The 17,940-nt window shown below is 52.9% G+C and carries 17 protein-coding genes and 1 pseudogene; 6 read left to right on the top strand and 12 right to left on the bottom strand.

All coding sequences use genetic code 11. The features are described from left to right. Positions 1-13: 13 nt before the first annotated feature. From ACYP2Q_RS07795 to ACYP2Q_RS07765, 7 genes are read right to left on the bottom strand one after another with little or no spacing between them, the layout of a single operon-like run. Positions 14-703 carry a DAPG hydrolase family protein gene (locus tag ACYP2Q_RS07795; RefSeq protein WP_459729956.1) on the bottom strand — a complete coding sequence of 230 codons (690 nt, stop codon included), beginning with the start codon at positions 701-703 and terminating at the stop codon, positions 14-16. A 26-nt stretch (positions 704-729) separates the two neighbouring features. Then, positions 730-1,557: an IclR family transcriptional regulator gene (locus tag ACYP2Q_RS07790; RefSeq protein ID WP_459729955.1), complete on the bottom strand. Its 828-nt coding sequence runs from the start codon at positions 1,555-1,557 to the stop codon at positions 730-732. Next, on the bottom strand, positions 1,554-3,146 hold the full coding sequence (locus ACYP2Q_RS07785) for an ATP-binding cassette domain-containing protein (protein WP_459729954.1): 1,593 nt from the start codon (positions 3,144-3,146) through the stop codon (positions 1,554-1,556). Before ACYP2Q_RS07785 ends, ACYP2Q_RS07790 begins: the two co-directional genes overlap by 4 nt. Beyond that, entirely contained in the window at positions 3,143-4,117 is a 975-nt protein-coding gene (locus ACYP2Q_RS07780; RefSeq protein WP_400749110.1) for a branched-chain amino acid ABC transporter permease, read from the bottom strand. Before ACYP2Q_RS07780 ends, ACYP2Q_RS07785 begins: the two co-directional genes overlap by 4 nt. After that, positions 4,117-4,992: a branched-chain amino acid ABC transporter permease gene (locus ACYP2Q_RS07775; RefSeq protein ID WP_259197938.1), complete on the bottom strand. Its 876-nt coding sequence runs from the start codon at positions 4,990-4,992 to the stop codon at positions 4,117-4,119. The genes ACYP2Q_RS07780 and ACYP2Q_RS07775 overlap by 1 nt, the downstream gene beginning before the upstream one ends. A 9-nt stretch (positions 4,993-5,001) precedes the next feature. Beyond that, positions 5,002-6,207, bottom strand: a complete 1,206-nt coding sequence (locus tag ACYP2Q_RS07770; RefSeq protein ID WP_459729953.1) for an amino acid ABC transporter substrate-binding protein — start codon at positions 6,205-6,207, stop codon at positions 5,002-5,004. Between the two features lie 48 nt (positions 6,208-6,255). Beyond that, positions 6,256-7,629 carry a porin gene (locus ACYP2Q_RS07765; RefSeq protein WP_259197943.1) on the bottom strand — a complete coding sequence of 458 codons (1,374 nt, stop codon included), beginning with the start codon at positions 7,627-7,629 and terminating at the stop codon, positions 6,256-6,258. 744 nt (positions 7,630-8,373) lie between these two features. Here ACYP2Q_RS07765 and ACYP2Q_RS07760 point away from each other — a divergent pair. The 5 genes from ACYP2Q_RS07760 to ACYP2Q_RS07740 are packed head-to-tail and all read left to right on the top strand — an operon-like array spanning position 8,374 to position 12,204. Next, a complete protein-coding gene (locus tag ACYP2Q_RS07760; RefSeq protein ID WP_259197944.1) occupies positions 8,374-9,195 on the top strand; it encodes a cyclase family protein in 822 nt (273 codons plus the stop codon). Positions 9,196-9,200: 5 nt separating this feature from the next. Further along, the gene (locus ACYP2Q_RS07755) at positions 9,201-9,551 is read left to right on the top strand and encodes a cupin domain-containing protein (RefSeq protein ID WP_259197947.1); all 351 of its coding nucleotides are present in this window, start codon (positions 9,201-9,203) and stop codon (positions 9,549-9,551) included. After that, entirely contained in the window at positions 9,552-10,343 is a 792-nt protein-coding gene (locus tag ACYP2Q_RS07750; RefSeq protein ID WP_259197949.1) for an SDR family NAD(P)-dependent oxidoreductase, read from the top strand. A gap of 11 nt (positions 10,344-10,354) precedes the next feature. Further along, the gene (locus tag ACYP2Q_RS07745) at positions 10,355-11,278 is read left to right on the top strand and encodes a 3-hydroxyacyl-CoA dehydrogenase family protein (protein ID WP_259197950.1); all 924 of its coding nucleotides are present in this window, start codon (positions 10,355-10,357) and stop codon (positions 11,276-11,278) included. Then, positions 11,275-12,204 (top strand): beta-keto acid cleavage family enzyme, encoded by a 930-nt coding sequence (locus ACYP2Q_RS07740; RefSeq protein WP_259197952.1) that lies wholly within the window; start codon positions 11,275-11,277, stop codon positions 12,202-12,204. Before ACYP2Q_RS07745 ends, ACYP2Q_RS07740 begins: the two co-directional genes overlap by 4 nt. Positions 12,205-12,344: 140 nt before the next feature. On the opposite strand, the gene ACYP2Q_RS07735 is transcribed toward ACYP2Q_RS07740, so the two are convergent. After that, on the bottom strand, positions 12,345-13,103 hold the full coding sequence (locus tag ACYP2Q_RS07735; protein ID WP_459729952.1) for an IclR family transcriptional regulator: 759 nt from the start codon (positions 13,101-13,103) through the stop codon (positions 12,345-12,347). Positions 13,104-13,393: 290 nt separating this feature from the next. On the opposite strand from ACYP2Q_RS07735, the gene ACYP2Q_RS07730 reads away from it, so the two are divergent. Continuing rightward, positions 13,394-14,548, top strand: a complete 1,155-nt coding sequence (locus tag ACYP2Q_RS07730) for an MFS transporter (RefSeq protein WP_459729951.1) — start codon at positions 13,394-13,396, stop codon at positions 14,546-14,548. Between the two features lie 98 nt (positions 14,549-14,646). Here the strand turns inward: ACYP2Q_RS07730 and ACYP2Q_RS07725 are convergent, their stop codons facing one another. The 4 genes and pseudogenes from ACYP2Q_RS07725 to ACYP2Q_RS07710 form a co-directional block, all read right to left on the bottom strand. Then, a complete protein-coding gene (locus ACYP2Q_RS07725) occupies positions 14,647-15,663 on the bottom strand; it encodes a zinc-dependent alcohol dehydrogenase family protein (RefSeq protein WP_459729950.1) in 1,017 nt (338 codons plus the stop codon). 273 nt (positions 15,664-15,936) lie between these two features. Beyond that, a complete protein-coding gene (locus tag ACYP2Q_RS07720) occupies positions 15,937-16,890 on the bottom strand; it encodes a PDR/VanB family oxidoreductase (RefSeq protein ID WP_259197960.1) in 954 nt (317 codons plus the stop codon). Further along, the gene (locus ACYP2Q_RS07715; RefSeq protein WP_459730095.1) at positions 16,887-17,600 is read right to left on the bottom strand and encodes a hypothetical protein; all 714 of its coding nucleotides are present in this window, start codon (positions 17,598-17,600) and stop codon (positions 16,887-16,889) included. The genes ACYP2Q_RS07720 and ACYP2Q_RS07715 overlap by 4 nt, the downstream gene beginning before the upstream one ends. Before the next feature lie 15 nt (positions 17,601-17,615). Further along, positions 17,616-17,939: pseudogene (locus tag ACYP2Q_RS07710) on the bottom strand (Rieske 2Fe-2S domain-containing protein); the annotation flags it as partial. Position 17,940: the final 1 nt, after the last annotated feature.

Here is a 17,940-nt window from a genome sequence, read left to right as displayed (position 1 = left end):
AGGGTTTCCAATGTTACCAGGGCGTTCCAACAGACAGCTTGTCGCGGTTCTCACTAACGTACAACGAAGGGAGGAAGCGAGATAAAAACGTGAACTCGTTGTAACAATGCATAAGCAGCGCCTGACCAAATTCTTCGGGCACCATTTCTGTAATAGTTTCCGCTCCCAGGCCCTGGGACACCAGGTCTTGCCCTAGGTAGAAATGGCTTCTGAGCACAAGTCCCCAGCTTGTGTCCCTTCCTATGTGTAACAACCGCCCCCCTAGTAGGCGACCCTCGTTGTCTCGTTTGGAAAGCCCTTCCTCAGGCGCAATACGAGCGCAGATCGCCGCGGAAACCCGCTTATCACGCTTCGCTCGTTCGTATCCGTCCGGTTCAAAAAACTCATGAGGATGGCGAAATTGAATCGCCAGCTTCTGAGAAGGCAGGCCTGAAAAATATTCTTCAGCTAAATGGATTGAGCCAATATGGGTATCAGCCGTGCCCTCAATCCAATGACTCGCAACATGATCGACAGGGTGCCACCAAATGTAGCGTTGAGTATCGGGTCTCGACCGGAACCACCATTCAAACATTTCACCTGAGCAACCGTGCATGTCAGTCCGGCAAGCGACATGCAGCACTCCGCTTTCCAGGCGCTCGAATCCTGTTTCGAGTTTCATTGGAGTACTTTCAAGCAACGCGGAAACCTGGTTCAGCTCCATGAGCCGCTCCTTAAAATTATTTAAAGTCAGACACGTGCAGCATTCAGGGTTTCTTGAATCGCAGACTTACATTTACCCAACGCGAGGGTCAGCTCTTTAAAGTCGCGAGAGAAACGTGACGCCGGGACGGTGATGCTCAATGCATACTGAAGACCCGCCGAATCGTCGACCATGGTGCCTACTGCACTGACGTCCTCGGAGTGCTCTTCAAAATCGTATCCGTAGCCAGTAGCCCTCACCTCTTCCAACTGCCGGATCAGCTGATCGATATCGGTGATGGTATTAGCGGTATGCCGACGCATCTTGCCGAAAAGCAGATTTTTTACCTGTTCATCAGGCAACTGAGCGAGGTAAGCCTTGCCGTGAGCTGTGCAATACAGAGGGAACATCGCCCCTACTGATGACACGATCCGAAGCTTCCGATCTGACACAACTTGATCAATGAACAGAAATTGATCTTCAACGAGCATCGATAGATCGACGGTTTCGTTGACCTCCCTGGCCAGCGCCTGGAGATGAGGACGAGCAACGTTTTTCACGTCCATTCGGGCCAAGCTTCCTAAGCGTGCGATGGTAGGCCCAAGCTTCACACCCTGTTGAGTTGCAGACACCAAGCCCTCGCCCTCTAACGCATAAACTATGCGCTGTACCGTGGAGCGTGGGAGATTCACTCGCGCCGCGATCTGCCCCAGGCTCAAGCCATCGAGCTCCGCCCCTAAAGCATTGAGCACCGCCGCAGCGCGAGCGATAACCTGAATCCCATTTTCTCGAGAAACTTTGCTACCAAGTGGGGTAGGTTCATCTCCATAAATCGTGCTGGAGGCATGCACCAGATTTTTCAGGCTCTCGGTCATGCTATTGCTTCTCCGATATATAGCGATTTCAATCTGGGGTCGTGCTTCACGCTCCGCGCGTCCCCGGTCAACGCGATTTTTCCATGCTCAAGCACGTGAACCTCGTCCGCCAATTCCAGCGCCCTAGCGACATCCTGCTCTACGATCACCAAGGTGAGTCCGCTTTTCTTAAGCTCCATTAAGGCCATGTACAACCTATCCATCATTACCGGTGCGAGGCCGAGGCTAATTTCGTCAAATACAATCAGTCGCGGTCGTGCCATGAGGGCCCGACCAATTGCCAACATCTGCTGTTGACCACCGGACATCGCAGTCCCCCCATCATGACGTCGCTTATGGAGATCAGGGAACAAAGTGTAGATACCATCGAGGCGATCCAGGCGCTGATTCCTAGTGAGACCACGGGTACTGATCAGCAGATTTTCCTCCACTGTTAGGTTAGGAAAAATCTTCCGCCCTTCTTGGCATTGTGCGATGCCCAAGCGAGACCGTTCATAGGGCAGACTCAAGCCCGCATCTTTTCCATCGATCCTGAACTGTCCAGCGGTTGGTCTCAGTACACCGCTGATGACGTTGGCCAGGGTACTTTTGCCCGCGCCATTGGTGCCCAGTATGGCTACAGTGCTGCCCGGGAAGACTTTAAGACCCACCCCTTGCAGTACCTTCGCCTGACCGTAACCAGCGTGAACCTGGAGGAGCTCCAGCAAAGGCTCACTAGGTTTCAGACATTCTGCATCGTCCAAGACGGCTTGTGGCAGCACGCCGACAGGGGACGTAGTTTTCTGTTCCTGGGGGCTTTCAGTATCTGATTGAGAATGTCGATTGGCGGCATTCCCCAGGTAAATTTCGGCGACCTCCTTACTCGCTAGCACATCGCTGGTTGGGCCCTCGGCAATCTTTTTGCCAAAGTTTATAACCAGCGTCCGATTGCAACACTCTCGAACCACTCTTAGCACGTGCTCGATGATGATGATCGAATCGACCTTGTCTTTTAGAGAAAGAATTAGCTCAATTAGCTCACTGACTTCACTGTCGATCAGGCCTGCCCCCACTTCATCCAGAAGTAGGAGTCGCGGTCGGATGGCCAGCGCTCTGGCAATTTCCAATCGCTTGCGCCGTAGCAGCGGAAGGTCTTTTGCCAGCCAATCTTTTTGTTCAAGCAAACCGGTACGCTCGAGAATCTCCTCACAGAACGCTTTAGCCTCTACAGCGCCAATAAGGGGGTGAAGAGCGAATTGGGCCGTTAGCAGATTCTCCATAACCGACATATTTAAGAAAGGCCGAGGTACCTGATAGGTACGGCCAATACCAAGACTAGCCCGGTAAGGCGCCTGTAGCCGGGTTACATCATTGCCTTCGAAGTAGATCCGCCCGCCGCTCGGCGACAATGCTCCTCCCAGCAACCCGATGAACGTAGATTTGCCCGCTCCATTCGGGCCGATAACACCGCAGACATCCCCCTTGTGAAGCTCGAAGGAAATGCCTTGGATGGCATGTACGCCACCATATGATTTCTTAAGGTCTTCGGTACGAAGCAAAGAAGTAGATGCTGGGACGGTAGTATCCACCTCGCATTGATGTTTGATCACTTCACACCTCCCTGCGCCCGACGGTTGAAAGTTCGCTCAAGTAAACCGGCAAGCCCTTGGGGAGCGAAGCGGATGATCACAATCAAAGCGAAGCCCATCAGTAGAAGATGCACTGCGGGATAGTCGGCAAGCGCCTCGCTGAGTGCAACAACCAGTACGGCGCCAACGAGCGAGCCAAATCGCTTACCTTGACCACCAATGATCACGACCGTCAGCACATTTACCGTCCACTGAAGACCAAACATTCCATAGGGTTCGATGACACCCAGTTTTAGTGCCTGTAACCCTCCCGCAAGCCCTATCAGAAAGCTAGAGAGAGCAAAGACACCCAGTTTCACGCGAAACGCCCGGACACCTGCCTGTGCAGCAGCATCTTCATCATCTCGCACAGCACGAAGCAGCACTGAAAAGCGTCCCTGGGTACCAATCTGCATCAGCATCGTAGTTAAGACCAAGACGCCGAATGCCATCCAAAACAGTGCTTTAAGAGATGGCGAATCCTTGGCAAGAAAAATCCCAGTTGCGCCGCCAAAGTAGTCGGAGTTCACCATGAACATCCTGAGCGCCTCGGCTAGAGCCAACGTGCCTACGGTGAAATAAAGCCCTCGCATCCGGAAGACTGCTCTGGAAACCAAAAGAGCTAACACCATTGCCGCAATACCTGCGGCAAATACCGCTACTGACAGCGACGCGTCAAATCGATTCATCAAACCGACAAGTGTGTAGCCGCCAATCCCTACAAAGGATGCAGTACCCAGCGATACCAGTCCCGTATAGCCAGCCATTAGATTCCAGGCCTCGGCCATGATGAGCAGAAGCAAGAACTGGAACCCGACTTCTAACGCATAATTCCCAGCGGAAAGGCCAGACGCACCAATGACGATAAGCGCCATCAGCATCAAACCGCCGCTTTGGATTTTCAGCGTCTCAACCGACGGAACTTTCGTGGTTTTTGCGATGATCTGCCCCATTACGCAGCTCCTCGATTGAACATGCCAGCAGGACGAAAAGTCAGAACGACCAAGAAGAGAGTCAGGCCTACCAGGTCGCGATAACCGTCTCCCAGCGCCAAAGCACCAAAGCTCTGGAGAACTCCAAGGACAACCCCGCCAATCAACGTGCCGGGTATGCTCCCTAAACCACCTAAAACAACAATCGTGAAAGCAGTCAGGAGATATCCCGCACCAGTGGTTGGAGTGAACGCGAAGGCCGTACCGACCAACACTCCTCCCATTGCTGCGCAGCCAGCACCCAGGGCGAAAGCTAGCGAGTGAACCCGTTTCACGTTCACCCCATTGATAGAAGCGGCTATGGGGTCACTGGCGCTCGCCCGCAGCTCACGACCAAAGTGAGTTCGGGACGTTAGCCAGTACACGGCGCCGATTGCGACAATCGACACAGCAAATCCTATTAAATAACTGGTCGAGATGGTCAAACCGCCAACATGTATTGCTGTAGATGCGTAAGGAAGGTCAATAGCACGCGTGTCTGCACTGAACACGAGCAAATACAGGTTTTGCAGGATGATGGAGACGGCAAACATGGTCATCATCGATGCTTCCATGCCCTTCCCCGCCAATGGCGTTATTAATATTCGCTGCAAAGGGTAGGAAAGACACCCTATGGCACCTCCAATCAAAGGCAATGCCCATAGGGGATCAATTCCGAACCGGGTGAGGAGGAAGTATCCCAAGTACGCTCCGCCGACCAACAGTTCGCCATGAGCGAGATTTACTAACCTCATCACACCGAGCGCGATAGAGAGCCCGAGAGCGGTCAGTGCGAGGGTTCCACCCAGCAAAACACCTGAGGTAATGCTGTTTGCAATAACTTCAAAGGTTGGCATGTCAGCCTCCTACTGCGTGACAGCGAAAATTACGCCGGTGGTTCGCTCTTGGGGCCACACGACGATTGGTTTACCCGCTTGCCACTGCACGATCGCAGTCGGAATCTTGGAAGTATGATCAGCTGCGAACTTTACAGGCCCCACTACATAGCTTTTATCGGTGGCGGCTATCGCGGTGTTGATCGCATCCCGATCAACACTGCCGGCGGCCTCAATGGCGTCCAACAGCACCTGTGCCGCAGCATATGAATCTGCAATATGCTGGCTGAAGCTGGAGCCTGACTCGCGTTCAAAACGATCGCCCAGCGCTTTCGATCCTGGATACGGAAAGCTCGGATCCCAATAGCTACCGACCATCACCCCATCTGCTAATTTGCCGAGGGCTGTTGCGAATTGCTCTGGCTCTGCGCCTTTTTCCATGAAGAGCACTTTTGGACGCAACCCTGCGGTTTCCATCTGCTTGCGAATGGCAACTGCCTGCGGCGTAATTGCGTTGACCAATACGATGTCGGCTCCAGAGTCTTTCGCCTTCATGAGCATTGAGCCGAATTGGGTGTTGTCGATCGGGAAAGATTCCTTCACCACAATCTCGTAACCTGCTTCGGCCGCAGCTTTTGGCCAGTACTCACCGCCAACAGCAGTGCCGTCGGGCCCGTTGTCATGAAGAATTGCGATCTTCCGATTAGTCGGTATCGCGAGTTCTTGCAGCATCTTAAAAGGAGCTTGAGCGACGTCTGGTTCATCGAAGAAAATCGACCAAACATATTTCCATTGCCGAACGGAGCGAAAGCTCGCAAGCGGACTACACCCCGTGACCATTGGTATTTGACTGCGTTCGGCCATTAGACCTCCGGCATTAACCAGCGCGGGTGTACACGACCCTAGTAATGCCACCGCGTTATCTCGATTGATAAGCGTCTGAACATTTCGGGATGTGGTGACCGGATCGGTTTTGTCGTCCCGAACAACCAATTGCACCAGGCGCTTCTCACCCTTGATCGACACCCCGCCTTTCTCGTTGACGTCCGCAACAGCAGCTTCATAACCCCAACGCTGATAACCCCCAAAACCTGCGAGCGGCCCGGACAATGGTAACGATGCGCCAATCACGATTTTGTCCGACGCAAAAGCAGCGTGATGACACACCAGAACCAACGCCATCACTAAAAAAAGCTTGAAACGAAAGCTGTCAATCGAGTTAATTTCACGAGCCATTTCGATCACCTAACCTGTGTGGTAGTCAATGCAGTGCGATTGAGGGGGTTAGAAGTAAATCAACGCGTCTATCGAGAAAGTGGTTTGGTGTTCAGCGCGGCCGGCACCGTAAGCGCGCACACCATCGTTGTCTGACTGCCAGTCATATCGAACTTCCGGACGCACCACTAAATGGGGATGGAGATTCAGGTTGGCGCCAACGGTCACGGCGTTATATGACCCCGCGACTGTTGTCGTAGGCAGCAGTGCAAATCCGTCTGGATCTTCGAATCGTTCGACTCGTACGCCGTACTCAACCAACTTGCTGCTTTTGTATCGCAGCGTGGCATTTGCGCCGCGGTAATGTGCACCCGAGAAGGGCTGGCCAGTGATCAAGTCGATCGAATGATCGGCGTTACCTCGCTGCTTGCCACTAAGGCCCTCCACCGCCAACATCCAACGCTCATCGAAGTGGTGACGAACCAGCAACGAATGGTGATCTCGCCGCAGCCCTGTGTCAGATAGGATCCTTGAGACCGGCATTTGAATGTCGTGATCCAAATCGTTTTGTTCGTCCCCGCTCATGAAGCTGTAATCAACCCAGGTTCGCATGTCAGGACTTCTCCAGCGGAGAGCTCCCAAAGCGCTTTTCTGAGCATTGTTGTCTTGCCAGTTCTGACGTCCATTCACGACGCCCAACTCTGCTGCGAGCAAACCGTAGTTGTTACGGAACACATTCGTGGAGACCAGTACGCCAGCAACTTGATCGGGCTGCGACACAAGCGCGTAAGTGTGGGTGTAAAAGAAGTTAGGACTAGGACGCGTTGCCGGAGGAATCTCGTACCCAACCCCAGAGCCGAATCGGCCGACAGTCACTGCAAGCCCATCCAATACAGGCATATAAAACTGCAGATATGCCTGAGGCGCCGCCAGATAGTTCTGATGGCTAGTAGCAGCCTTTACTGAGTCCTCATTGCCAGGTCGGTTGATCGCCCATTGCTGATCAAAACCATACATTCCCGCCATCAAGCCATTGCGGCCGTAAATTAATTCGGCTGTGAAACCCCAAGAGAACTCTTCGGGCTTAGGCCCAGGGAGCGGAGTGATTCGAGGAAGGATGTTGGATTTTAGGGATTTCTCAGCAGTCAGCTGGATTCCATTGAGCTGAAACCCCTCATCATTTGCACCAACCACCGGATAGTTGGTATGGCCATCATTTGGCGACCACCCGGCATCGGAAGCGTCATTGTGAGACCAGCCAATCTGAGCCACGCCTTTGATTCGAACACCCGAAGACTGTTCGAAGTCATCTCCAAACATGGATCGAGCTAAAGCGCCGTCTCCCCATGCTTCTTCTTCGGCTCCTTGCGCCCACACACCGACCGAGCTTCCTAAAAAGCTCGCCGCGACACACGACATGAAGACACATCGATACTTAGACATTTCAACACCTTTCTTATTTTTATCGTGGAATTACACGCAATTCAAAGCCACGGCTTAGAGTATTCCTCTAGCGTGAGCCTAATTATTTCGCGGATGTAAACATAGGAACTGGCTAATAATAACCAGATTAAGAGACAGCCTGCCCCCAAGAGAAGGACAGTCGATTTAAAGCGTTTAGTTTTGAACATGTGAGGCCTCTTATTTTTATGTTGACCGCATTGCGGTACACACCATCCACATGACTAAAAGACTATTTCTCACCCCTTTGGTTGTCAACACGAATCGATGACAGGTCATCGCCACAACACTCAACGAGCATGAAAATAATCGTCGTGATGATGATTTATTACCATTATTTTCAATAGTTTAGGTGAATTTAATGACAAAGAAATTAATCTAGTTCAGTTACATTCTTATGTACCTGCAGGACTTAGTACCGGCGTACTCAAACATAAAACGATTAGGTTACTATCTAAACTTACATTATAAAAATATGACGAAAACCCACAATGCGGTACAGCAACAAAACCGAAGCCAATTTTCTTAAAAAAAATCTTCTACGTAAAAATTCTTTTAAATCAAGAAGTAGAACGCAAAACAAGAAGTCTTAGTCCGTAATTCCGTCAGATGGACATTGCACTTGTATTGACAGCAAACAAAGTTGCGATCAAAACTTTAACCACATTGCGGCGTTGATAACCGTAATGCGGTACACACCAAAAACAACATAAAAGGTGATACGAGATGAGTTCTTACCCTAAAGCCGCTCCAAGCAGCACAGACTCCGTCGAATTTTTCGAACTCAGCCATCCTTGGGGTCTCGGCGTTCCGAACTGGCCGTATTTCGAAGACGTCAAAATCGAACGTATTCACTACCACGCCAAATCTGGTGTCCTCACTCAGCGCATCACCACGGTGATGCATAGCGGTACCCATATCGATGCTCCTGCCCACGTGGTAGAGGGGACTCCCTTCCTCGATGAGATCCCTCTGGAGCGTTTCTTCGGCACCGGCGTAGTTGTGTCGATTCCGAAGAAGAAGTGGGAGGTAATCACTGCCCAGGACTTGGAGAATGCACGCCCTCGCATCCGTCCTGGCGACATCGTGATCATCAACACTGGCTGGCACCATCACTATGGTGACAACAGCATGTACTACGCATACTCGCCTGGCCTCTACAAAGACGCTGGGGAGTGGCTGGCCGCAAAAGGCGTGAAGATGGTAGGCGTTGATCAGCAGGCGTTAGATCACCCTCTCGCAACGGCCATTGGCCCACACGGTGTTGGCCCATTACTGCCGCGCGTTATGGAGGAATACAAAGAAGAAACTGGCCGAGAGGTCATCGAGGATTTCCCTCTGTGGGAGCCTGCGCACCGCGCCCTGCTTACTGCCGGTATTCCAGGCATTGAGAACGTGGGTGGTGATCTCGATAAGGTTACCGGCAAGCGCGTTACGTTTGCCGCCTTTCCATGGCGCTGGACGAAGGGCGACGGCTGCATCGTCCGCCTGGTTGCCATGGTCGATCCCGAGCAGAAATTCCGCATCGAAGCTGGCGCTGAGGAGTAAGGGCTATGTTCGTCACTCGCATTGAGGACGCACATCCCTACCAGCCTCCTGGGCATCACGACATCTACTGCTTGCGGCTGCAGGGGGCTGATGCAACCCCTGCTCGCGAGACAGTAGTGGGCCTTTCCCATCTGCTCCCCCAAGGTGGAGCGGTATGGGACGCATCTGGCCAAGAGAAGGTGTACTTCGTCTGCAGTGGCGAAGTCACCGTCTGCACTGATGACGAGGAAGTAGTCCTCAAACCATTTGATTCTTGTTGCATCCAGGCCGGTGAACGCCGTGCCGTGGTCAATCGAAGCAATCTTCCCGCAAGCATGCTGGTTGTGATGCTGCCCATTCCAGCGAAGGAGGTCTGAATGTCAAACAATACATCTGGACGATTTTCCGTGGCCGGTAAGGTCATCGTCATCACTGGTGCGACCGGAGCATTGGGAGCTGCCGCAGCGAAAGCTCTGGCGTCGGAGGGGGCCAAGCTCGTCTTGGTCGCAGGCACAAAAGACAAGCTCTCCACTCTCAGTGAAGAGCTTTCCGGCCAAGGCGCTCATATCCTCGCTATCTCAGCTCGTCCTGAATCAGACGAGATCACTCGCTCAATCATTGAGCAGACCATCCAACATTTTGGGCGTTTGGATGGAGTCTTAATTGCTTCCGGTGTTAACGACGTTCGACTGGCCTCTGATTTTCCTGTCGACGCATGGCAGGCAGTCATGGATGCGAACGTGAAGAGCTCATGGTTGATGGCTCGAGCAGCTGCCGATCAATTCATGCAACAAGAGGGCGGTGGAAAAATCGTCTTCGTCTCGTCTACTCGAGGAAAGCTGGGGCACTCTGCTGGCTATAGCGCGTACTGCCCTTCGAAACATGCCGTGGATGGGCTTACCCGCTCCTTGGCGTGTGAATGGGGACGCCAAGGTATCCAGGTAAACGCCATCGCTCCCACAGTGTTTCGATCTCCTCTTACGGCATGGATGTTCGAAGACACAGAAAGGGGAATCAATGCCCGTACGGGTATGTTGGCCCGTATCCCGCTCGGTCGACTCGGCGAACCCGAAGATTTGGTTGGTGCTACGCAGTTCCTGCTCTCAGGGGCATCGGATTTCTGCACCGGTCAGATTTTCTATATCGATGGCGGCTATACCGCCGGCTAGGGATTAAACATATGACTACCCAAATCGCTGTTATAGGCTCCGGCCTAATGGGGGCCGGCATCGCTCAGGTTTTTGCCGCCAATGGATATACCGTACGGGTATATGACTCGTCTGAGGCCAGCCTTCAATCGCTTACGACTAAGGTTCGCAACGGGCTGCAAAACCTTGGACTTGATGATGGCCTGGCCGTGAACGTTAAGCCTTGCACTGAACTCAGCGAGGCAGTTGCGCAAGCTGATGTAGTGTTCGAGGCTGGCCCGGAAAAACTGGAAATAAAAAAGGAGATCTTTTCTGAGCTGGCAAGGTTGGCACCGCGAGAGGCAATCTTTGCAAGTAACACTTCTGTAATCCCGATCAGGTACATCGGCGAGCATCTTGATTCACAGGTTCGCGCCCGAATCGTAGGCGCGCATTGGTGGAACCCAGCACCGTTGATTCCTTTGGTCGAGGTCATTCGTACGGAAGATTCAGCTGACTGGGCGATCGACCGTGTTTATGACCTATTGCTTTCATGCGGAAAGCTGCCTGTTCGCGTAAACAAAGATGTGCCCGGTTTCGTTGGCAATCGCCTTCAACATGCACTCTGGCGCGAAGCCCACGCGATCATCAGCAATGGTGTCTGTGACGCTAATACCGTCGACCTTGTCGTCAAAAACAGCTTCGGCTTACGGCTGCCAGTATTCGGGCCTATAGAGAACGCGGACATGGTAGGGCTTGATTTAACCCTGGACATTCATTCGGTGATTCTTTCCGACCTGGACAAGTCCAGCCAACCTTTGCCAAGCCTCACTGAGCGGGTCAATCGCGGCGAGTTGGGAGCGAAGACAGGGCGCGGCTTTCTTGAGTGGCCTGCAGGGCGTCAAGCCGAAGTGACTGAACGGCTGAATAAGCACCTGACCCGGATGCTCAAGCCACAGACGGAGCGTCAGAAATGAGCAATCAAAAAATCATCGTGACATGCGCGATTACTGGCGGGATACACACCCCAACGCTGTCACCTCACCTGCCCTACACTCCTGATCAAATCGCAGAGCAAGCGATCGATGCCGCTAACGCCGGCGCCGCTATCCTTCATTTGCATGCACGCGATCCGGAAAACGGACGGCCGACAGGTGATCCGCAAGTATTTGGAAAATTCTTACCACGCATCAAGGAAGCGACTGACGCGGTGATAAACCTCACCACAGGCGGCAGTCCGGAAATGACGCCTGAAGACCGACTCGCCGCCGCGTTGAAATTCAGTCCTGAAATGTGCTCGCTCAACATGGGGTCGATCAACTTCAGCTTTCATCCGCTCGCGGGCAAAATCAAGGAGTGGAAGTTCGACTGGGAAAAAGATTACATCGCCACCAGCGACGCATTCATTTTCCGTAATACATTCCGCGATATTGAGCGCACGCTTGAGTTGATGCGTGACCATGGCACCCGTTACGAGCACGAGTGCTATGACGTTGGGCATCTCTACAACCTCGCGTTCCTCGTAGACAAAGGCTTACTGAAGCCGCCGTTCTTCATCCAGGGGGTCTTCGGCATTCTGGGAGGCATTGGATCGGATCCGGAAAACTTGGTCTTCATGAAGCGCACCGCGGACAAGCTGTTCGGTAAGGACTACGTGTGGTCAACACTCGCCGCCGGTAGAGCACAAATGGGGATGGTCACGCAGTCTGCGATGCTAGGAGGACACGTACGGGTCGGCTTGGAAGACAGCCTGTTCATCAGTAAGGGCCAGCTTGCTGTAAGTAACGCCGAGCAGGTTACCAAGATAAAGGCGATTCTCACTGAGCTAGGTTTGGAGATTGCAACGCCCGCTGAGGCTCGAGCGATCCTCGGGTTGAAAGGGAAAGATAACGTCAATTTCTGAGTTGCCTTTCAGCGCTCCCACTAAGCCCCTGCCCCGCCAGGGGCTTTTCAATGAGTGCCAAAATTCATCAGGTGCCGCATGCAACATCACATCATTCGTAGCCCTGGAGATCTAGCAAGCCCAACACTTGATCAGCTACGTCAGGAAACACCTATCACCGATTCAATCTCTGCTTTGCATTGCAAAAGAGCCGCTTTCAGTTCGTCGAAGTTTTCTTCAAAACGCAGCATCGGAACCGCAAGCGCGAGCGCATATTGGTCGACAAATCCCGTGTGCAGGTGGATACCAATTCCGCAAACCCCGCGAGCGTGCTCCTCTCGATCCACGGCGTAACCGGCGCGTGAGATATTCACTAATTCTTTCCGGAGTGCCTTCACGTCTTTCAAGGTGTTCGCCGTGCGCGTGTCGAACGAATCAATTGTGGAAAACATCGTCTCCAAAACCTGTTCCTTGAGCACAGCCAGCAACGCCTTGCCGTGGGCGGTGCAATGGATTGGGAAGGCGGTGCCGATTGGAGAAACAACACGCAACTCTTGATTAGATACGTATTGATCTACCAAGACGGAATGGGTGCCCCGATAAATACAGAGATCGACGGTTTCTCCTGTTCTACGCCCCAACGCCTCGATGTATGGGCGAGAAATGCCAATGACATCTTTATGCGCTGAAGCCGCCAGTCGAACCAAAGCCGGCCCAAGACGCACGCCGTTTGTATCAGTGATTACCAACTGCTGAGCTTCGAGGGATCCCACCATGCGATGCACCGTCGTACGCGGCAGTCCGCAGGCTTCACTAAGTTGACTGAGGCTTGCACCAAATGGGAATTTTTCGAGTGCCGATAGCATAGCTGCCGCACGAGCGATCACCTGTTTACTGGAAGCTTCCTTGTCTTGGCTCATTTGGGATCTCTAGGCGTTACCAGAAAGCGAGAATCATACCCTATCAACCCAATCATCTTTCTCTCCTGGTGACAGTACTTAAGAGAGGACAGCGCTCCATTTTCTTAAATCCATCGCCTGCCCTGCTGTCTCCAATCACTTAAATCCGTCCCTATCCTCAACCTGTGTCACCCCCTCGCAATCAGCCATTAGGCGGACACGCCTTGACACCCGAGGGGAAAAAACCGAGCATCTGTTCCGCACAACGGATTGTAATCCCATAGAACGGACAGTGTTTTCTCGGAGTGAGTATGCCCACATCACCATCCCCCCCTTCAGGCTTTGCGGCGTTTACGCTTCTCGCAGTCGCTTGTCTCACCATCATGGTGGGATGTGTCATCGTCCCAGGATTGCCACGCATCGCAGCGGAGTTAGGCATTGATCATGGCGTTGGGTTACTGGTTACCTTGCCGGCATTAGGAGTCGTGCTATTCGGGCCGCTTGCTGCCAGGCTGGTGCAACGTTACGGCTTGTATAACTCACTGCTTATTGGACTGGTGGCCTATGGCGCCCTAGGCATCGTTGGCGCAGTACTGCACGGCCCTTGGGCAGTCTTCGCTGATCGACTCTTGCTTGGAGCTGCGACTGCATTGGTGATGTCCAGCGGCACGGGAATGATCTCTGCGCTGTACGATGGCTCAGCCCGCCTGACGATGATTGCCAGACAAGGCATGGCCATCGAACTCGGTGGCGTGATTTTCCTGTTCATCGGTGGACTGCTGGCCACGATCGGATGGGCTTGGCCATTCACGCTGTATCTCGTTGCATGGGTGTTTGCTGGAATGTTGTTGTTATTCGTACCCCGCACGCAGTCGAGCGTTCAGCCGGTTAGCAACGCCATGACCCACACCGCGATACCAAAGGCCCTGAAGATTGTCTACGTTGCAGCAGTGCTATCAATGCTCAGCTTTTTTACCGGCATAATTGTGCTGCCGATCTCGCTGAATGAAATGGGGATGAATGAGGCAAAGACAGGCTATTTCCTCTCCTTTGTGTCGCTGATCGCAGTAGCCGCCGCGGCCATTATGCCTCGCGTCGTGAAGCGCGTTGGCGAGCATGCAACGCTCGCGATCTCCTTCATCTGTTACGCCATTGCCCACATGTTCTTTGCGGTAGGCGAAGGCGTCTCGACCTACCTGATCGGCGCTGTTGCATTGGGCTCAGGTTTTGGACTATCCGTGCCGCTGGTGAACCATATGACAATTGAGCAAAGTCACAACCAACTTCTAGGGCGCAACTTAGCCTACCTTTCCATGGCTATTTTCTTCGGGCAATTTGTCTCTGCGGGAATGGAGCTGATCCCTGGAAGACCCAGTGCAATATTTGCCTGCGCGGCGGGCTTGGCAGTCATTAGCGCAGTGGGTTTACGCACCAGCCATCAGCGACTCCGCACCTCCACTTCTTGAAGACGCGTAGCAACTAAGGATTCGAGGAAGGCTGACCCGACTGGCAACCTTCCTTGTATCATTTTCAGGACAAGCGTAAAGGCGACCGGCGGGCCTGCCTATCGATGATCGATCGCGATTTTCCCGAAATGCTTACCGCTCTCCATTTGACGCAGTGCATCACGCAAGTTTGAGAGCGAATACGTCGCATCGATTATCGGCCGGATTTTATTGACCTCCATTGCCGAAATCATCTCCTGCAAATCATTGCGCGAAGCCACCGTCAAACCTTGCAAGCGGATTTGTTTGCCCATCATGGCTGCTAAAGGCACATAACCTCCAATACCTGTAAGCACGCCGATCAACGCTATTCGCCCTCCCACTCGGCAGGCCTCAATGGATTGAGGGAGCGTACCTTGTCCCCCTATTTCAATGACATGGTCAACACCCTGTCCATCGGTTAACTCCCTGACGCGCTGCCCCCACTCAGGCACCTCGATGTAATTGACGAGATCATCTGCTCCAAGCGAACTGATTCGCTGCAGTTTCTCATTACTAGAGGACGTAGCGATGACCCGCGCGCCGAGCATTTTGCTGAACTGCAAAGCAAAAATCGACACGCCCCCGGTACCAAGAATCAAAACTGAATCACCAGGTTTAACATTATTCTCAACCACCAATGCCCTCCACGCGGTAAGGGCAGCGGTTGCCAGGGTTGAAGACTCGAGCACATTAAGATGGCAAGGAGCCCTGACAAACCAGCTCGCTGGCCGGATGATGTGTTCGCGAGCGTATCCATCCACACCATCCCCCGGAACAGTGGAGAACCCTGGAATGCCTTGCCGCCCGTCAATCCATTGCGGGAAGAAACAGGATATGACTTGGTCGCCTTCGCAAAACTCAGTTACTCCAGCGCCTACAGCTTCGACGGTTCCTGCGGCATCTGACAAAAGGATACGACCGGGTTCGGCAGGAAGGCGTCCTAAAATGACATTGTAATCATGCTGATTCAGCGAGCTCGCTTGTACCCTCACGGATATTTCACCGGGCCCCGGATCTCGTTGGGATAAGTCGTTTTCTGCCTGGATCGAAATATTTTCAATACCTGGCGTTGAGCCTAATCGTGCTACTAGCATCTGACCTTTCCTTGTTATGAAAATGGCGGATGTGCATTCCATTGACTCAGTGCAGCCATGGCAAATAATCATCAATGGATGATTTATAATGAGCGCTAGGGAGTTTGTCGTCAAACGGTGTTCAACGCCGGCTTCTCAGGGTGCAAGCTTGAAAGACAAGAGGCTGATCACGGTTAAGAAATGGAGGGGATTGGAGCGTTAATACATGGGAAGGCTGCACATGTCGACCATCGCTTGGTAGAAGGACGAATGTGCAGCAGGTTTCGCAGCTTGCTAGATATCGAGCACCAGCCGTTCGGACAGTGAGCTTGAACAACATATGGCCAGATGAGTGTTGAGCGCTTTCTCCGCACTGTTCTGGAAACTATCGCGGTGATCACCCATCCCTTCAATGATCCGCGTCAAGCAGGTGCCACAGACGCCTTGCTCGCAGGACAGTTGCACATCCACGCCCGCCGCTTCGAGCACATCCGCAATCTTCTCTCCAGGACTAACCTTGAATGTTGCACCGCTACGAGCGGCGACGACGGTGAAAGTTTTTTCTACGCCGTCAAACGGTAGCGCCTGAAAGTGCTCCTTGTGAACTCGACCCTGATCCCACCGGCACAGATCTGCCGCTCGGATCACCGCCTCCATGAATCCTTCTGGCCCGCACAGATAGAGATGCCCGCGATCGTAAGAATTGAGAAGACTCTCCAAGTCTATCCGGACGTCATCATCCGCGTGCATATGAACGCTTTGCGAGAACGGCCCCTCAAGAATTTCTTTGGCGAATGCGGCGCGCGCTCTAGAACGGACGAAATAATGCAAAACGAACGGACGGTCATGCACATGGAGGTGCCAGGCCATCGCTAGTAAAGGAGTGATCCCAATACCACCTGCAAGCAGAAGACTCGGTTCACCGTCTTTCAATAACGGAAACAGATTTCTCGGAGCACCAATCTGCAAGCGATCACCCTCCCTAATCGTACTGTGCATGCTCGCCGATCCACCCCTAGAGTTTGGATTCAGGAGAATTCCCAGTCGATAACCGGGGGTTTCCGGGTTATTGCATAAAGAATATTGGCGGATAACCCCACCCGGTGTCAGGACGTCGATATGAGCTCCCGGCTCGAAGGAAGGCAGCTTGCCACCTTCGATCGGAACAAGATCAAGCACCATTACGCCCACTGCACTATCTGTTCGCTTTAGCACGGTGACTTCATAGGGCAGGCGCTCGCTTTTCATGACGGCGCCCTCCCCACCTCAGTGGCAGCAAGCTCGCGTTCGCGAAGTTGCTTTAAGACTCGGCGCGCCCTCAGAGCTCCCGTATCGACACCCAAAAGAACTGGACGCAACGCATCGAAATCCTGCCCGTCCATCATTACCTGGACTCGCTCGATGATGGGCACATCCTCCATGACAAACGCGACCTTCACCGTGGAGTCGATAGCCTGATCGACTTCAGTATCAAGCAGTTTGAATGGACGGCTAACAGACCAAAAGTAATGCGTAGAGTTTTCTGTTTCGGGTGTCAGGAAGTGGTTGAAGTATGCCCAAACCCCCTGTTCTCGCCCAAGCCCTGCTGGCGACACTCCAACATCCAGCCGCATGATACCCGGTGGATCCCATCGCATATTCAACCAGTGATCGACGGGTTTGCCGTAGTTGTCGAATAACGCATCCCATACCGGAGGAGCAAGGTCATTTGGGCACCAGCGGTTGGAAAACACAGTGTCACCCTCTTGGATAACCTCGTGTTTACCATGCTTGATTGCGTCACTACCTAATCCACCCGCATGCAGATACTCGACATGAGAGAGATCCATCAGGTTGTCGGCGATCAATTGATAGTTTGCGTTGACTGGAATCAGCCCTGCCAATGTTCGCATCCCTTCATCACTGACAAACGAGAAATCAGGGATACGATTAGTGTCGGCCACGGTGTGTTCACCCATCCAAATCCACAATGCGCCGTGTCGGATGGATACAGGGTACGTCAACAAGCGAGCCGCCCTGGGAATCAGTCCGTCACCATGAGGATTGTGTACGCAAGCCCCCGTCTTAACATCAAAATGAAGGCCATGATAAGGACACTGGATAACACCGTCCCCCACGATTCTCCCTTGATCCAAGGGCGCAAATCTATGAGGGCACCGGTTGCTAGATGCACTGGGAGTGCCATCACCCAACCTTGTCAAAAGGATGGGTTCACCGCAAATCTTGCGGGCCAGCGGGCCCGCATCCAGCTCGTGTTCTAGGGCCGCGACATACCACACGTTCTTCAAGAAGCTCATA

The organism is Pseudomonas sp. MHK4, assembly GCF_054600775.1.
This window is presented reverse-complemented; position numbering and strand designations above follow the sequence as displayed.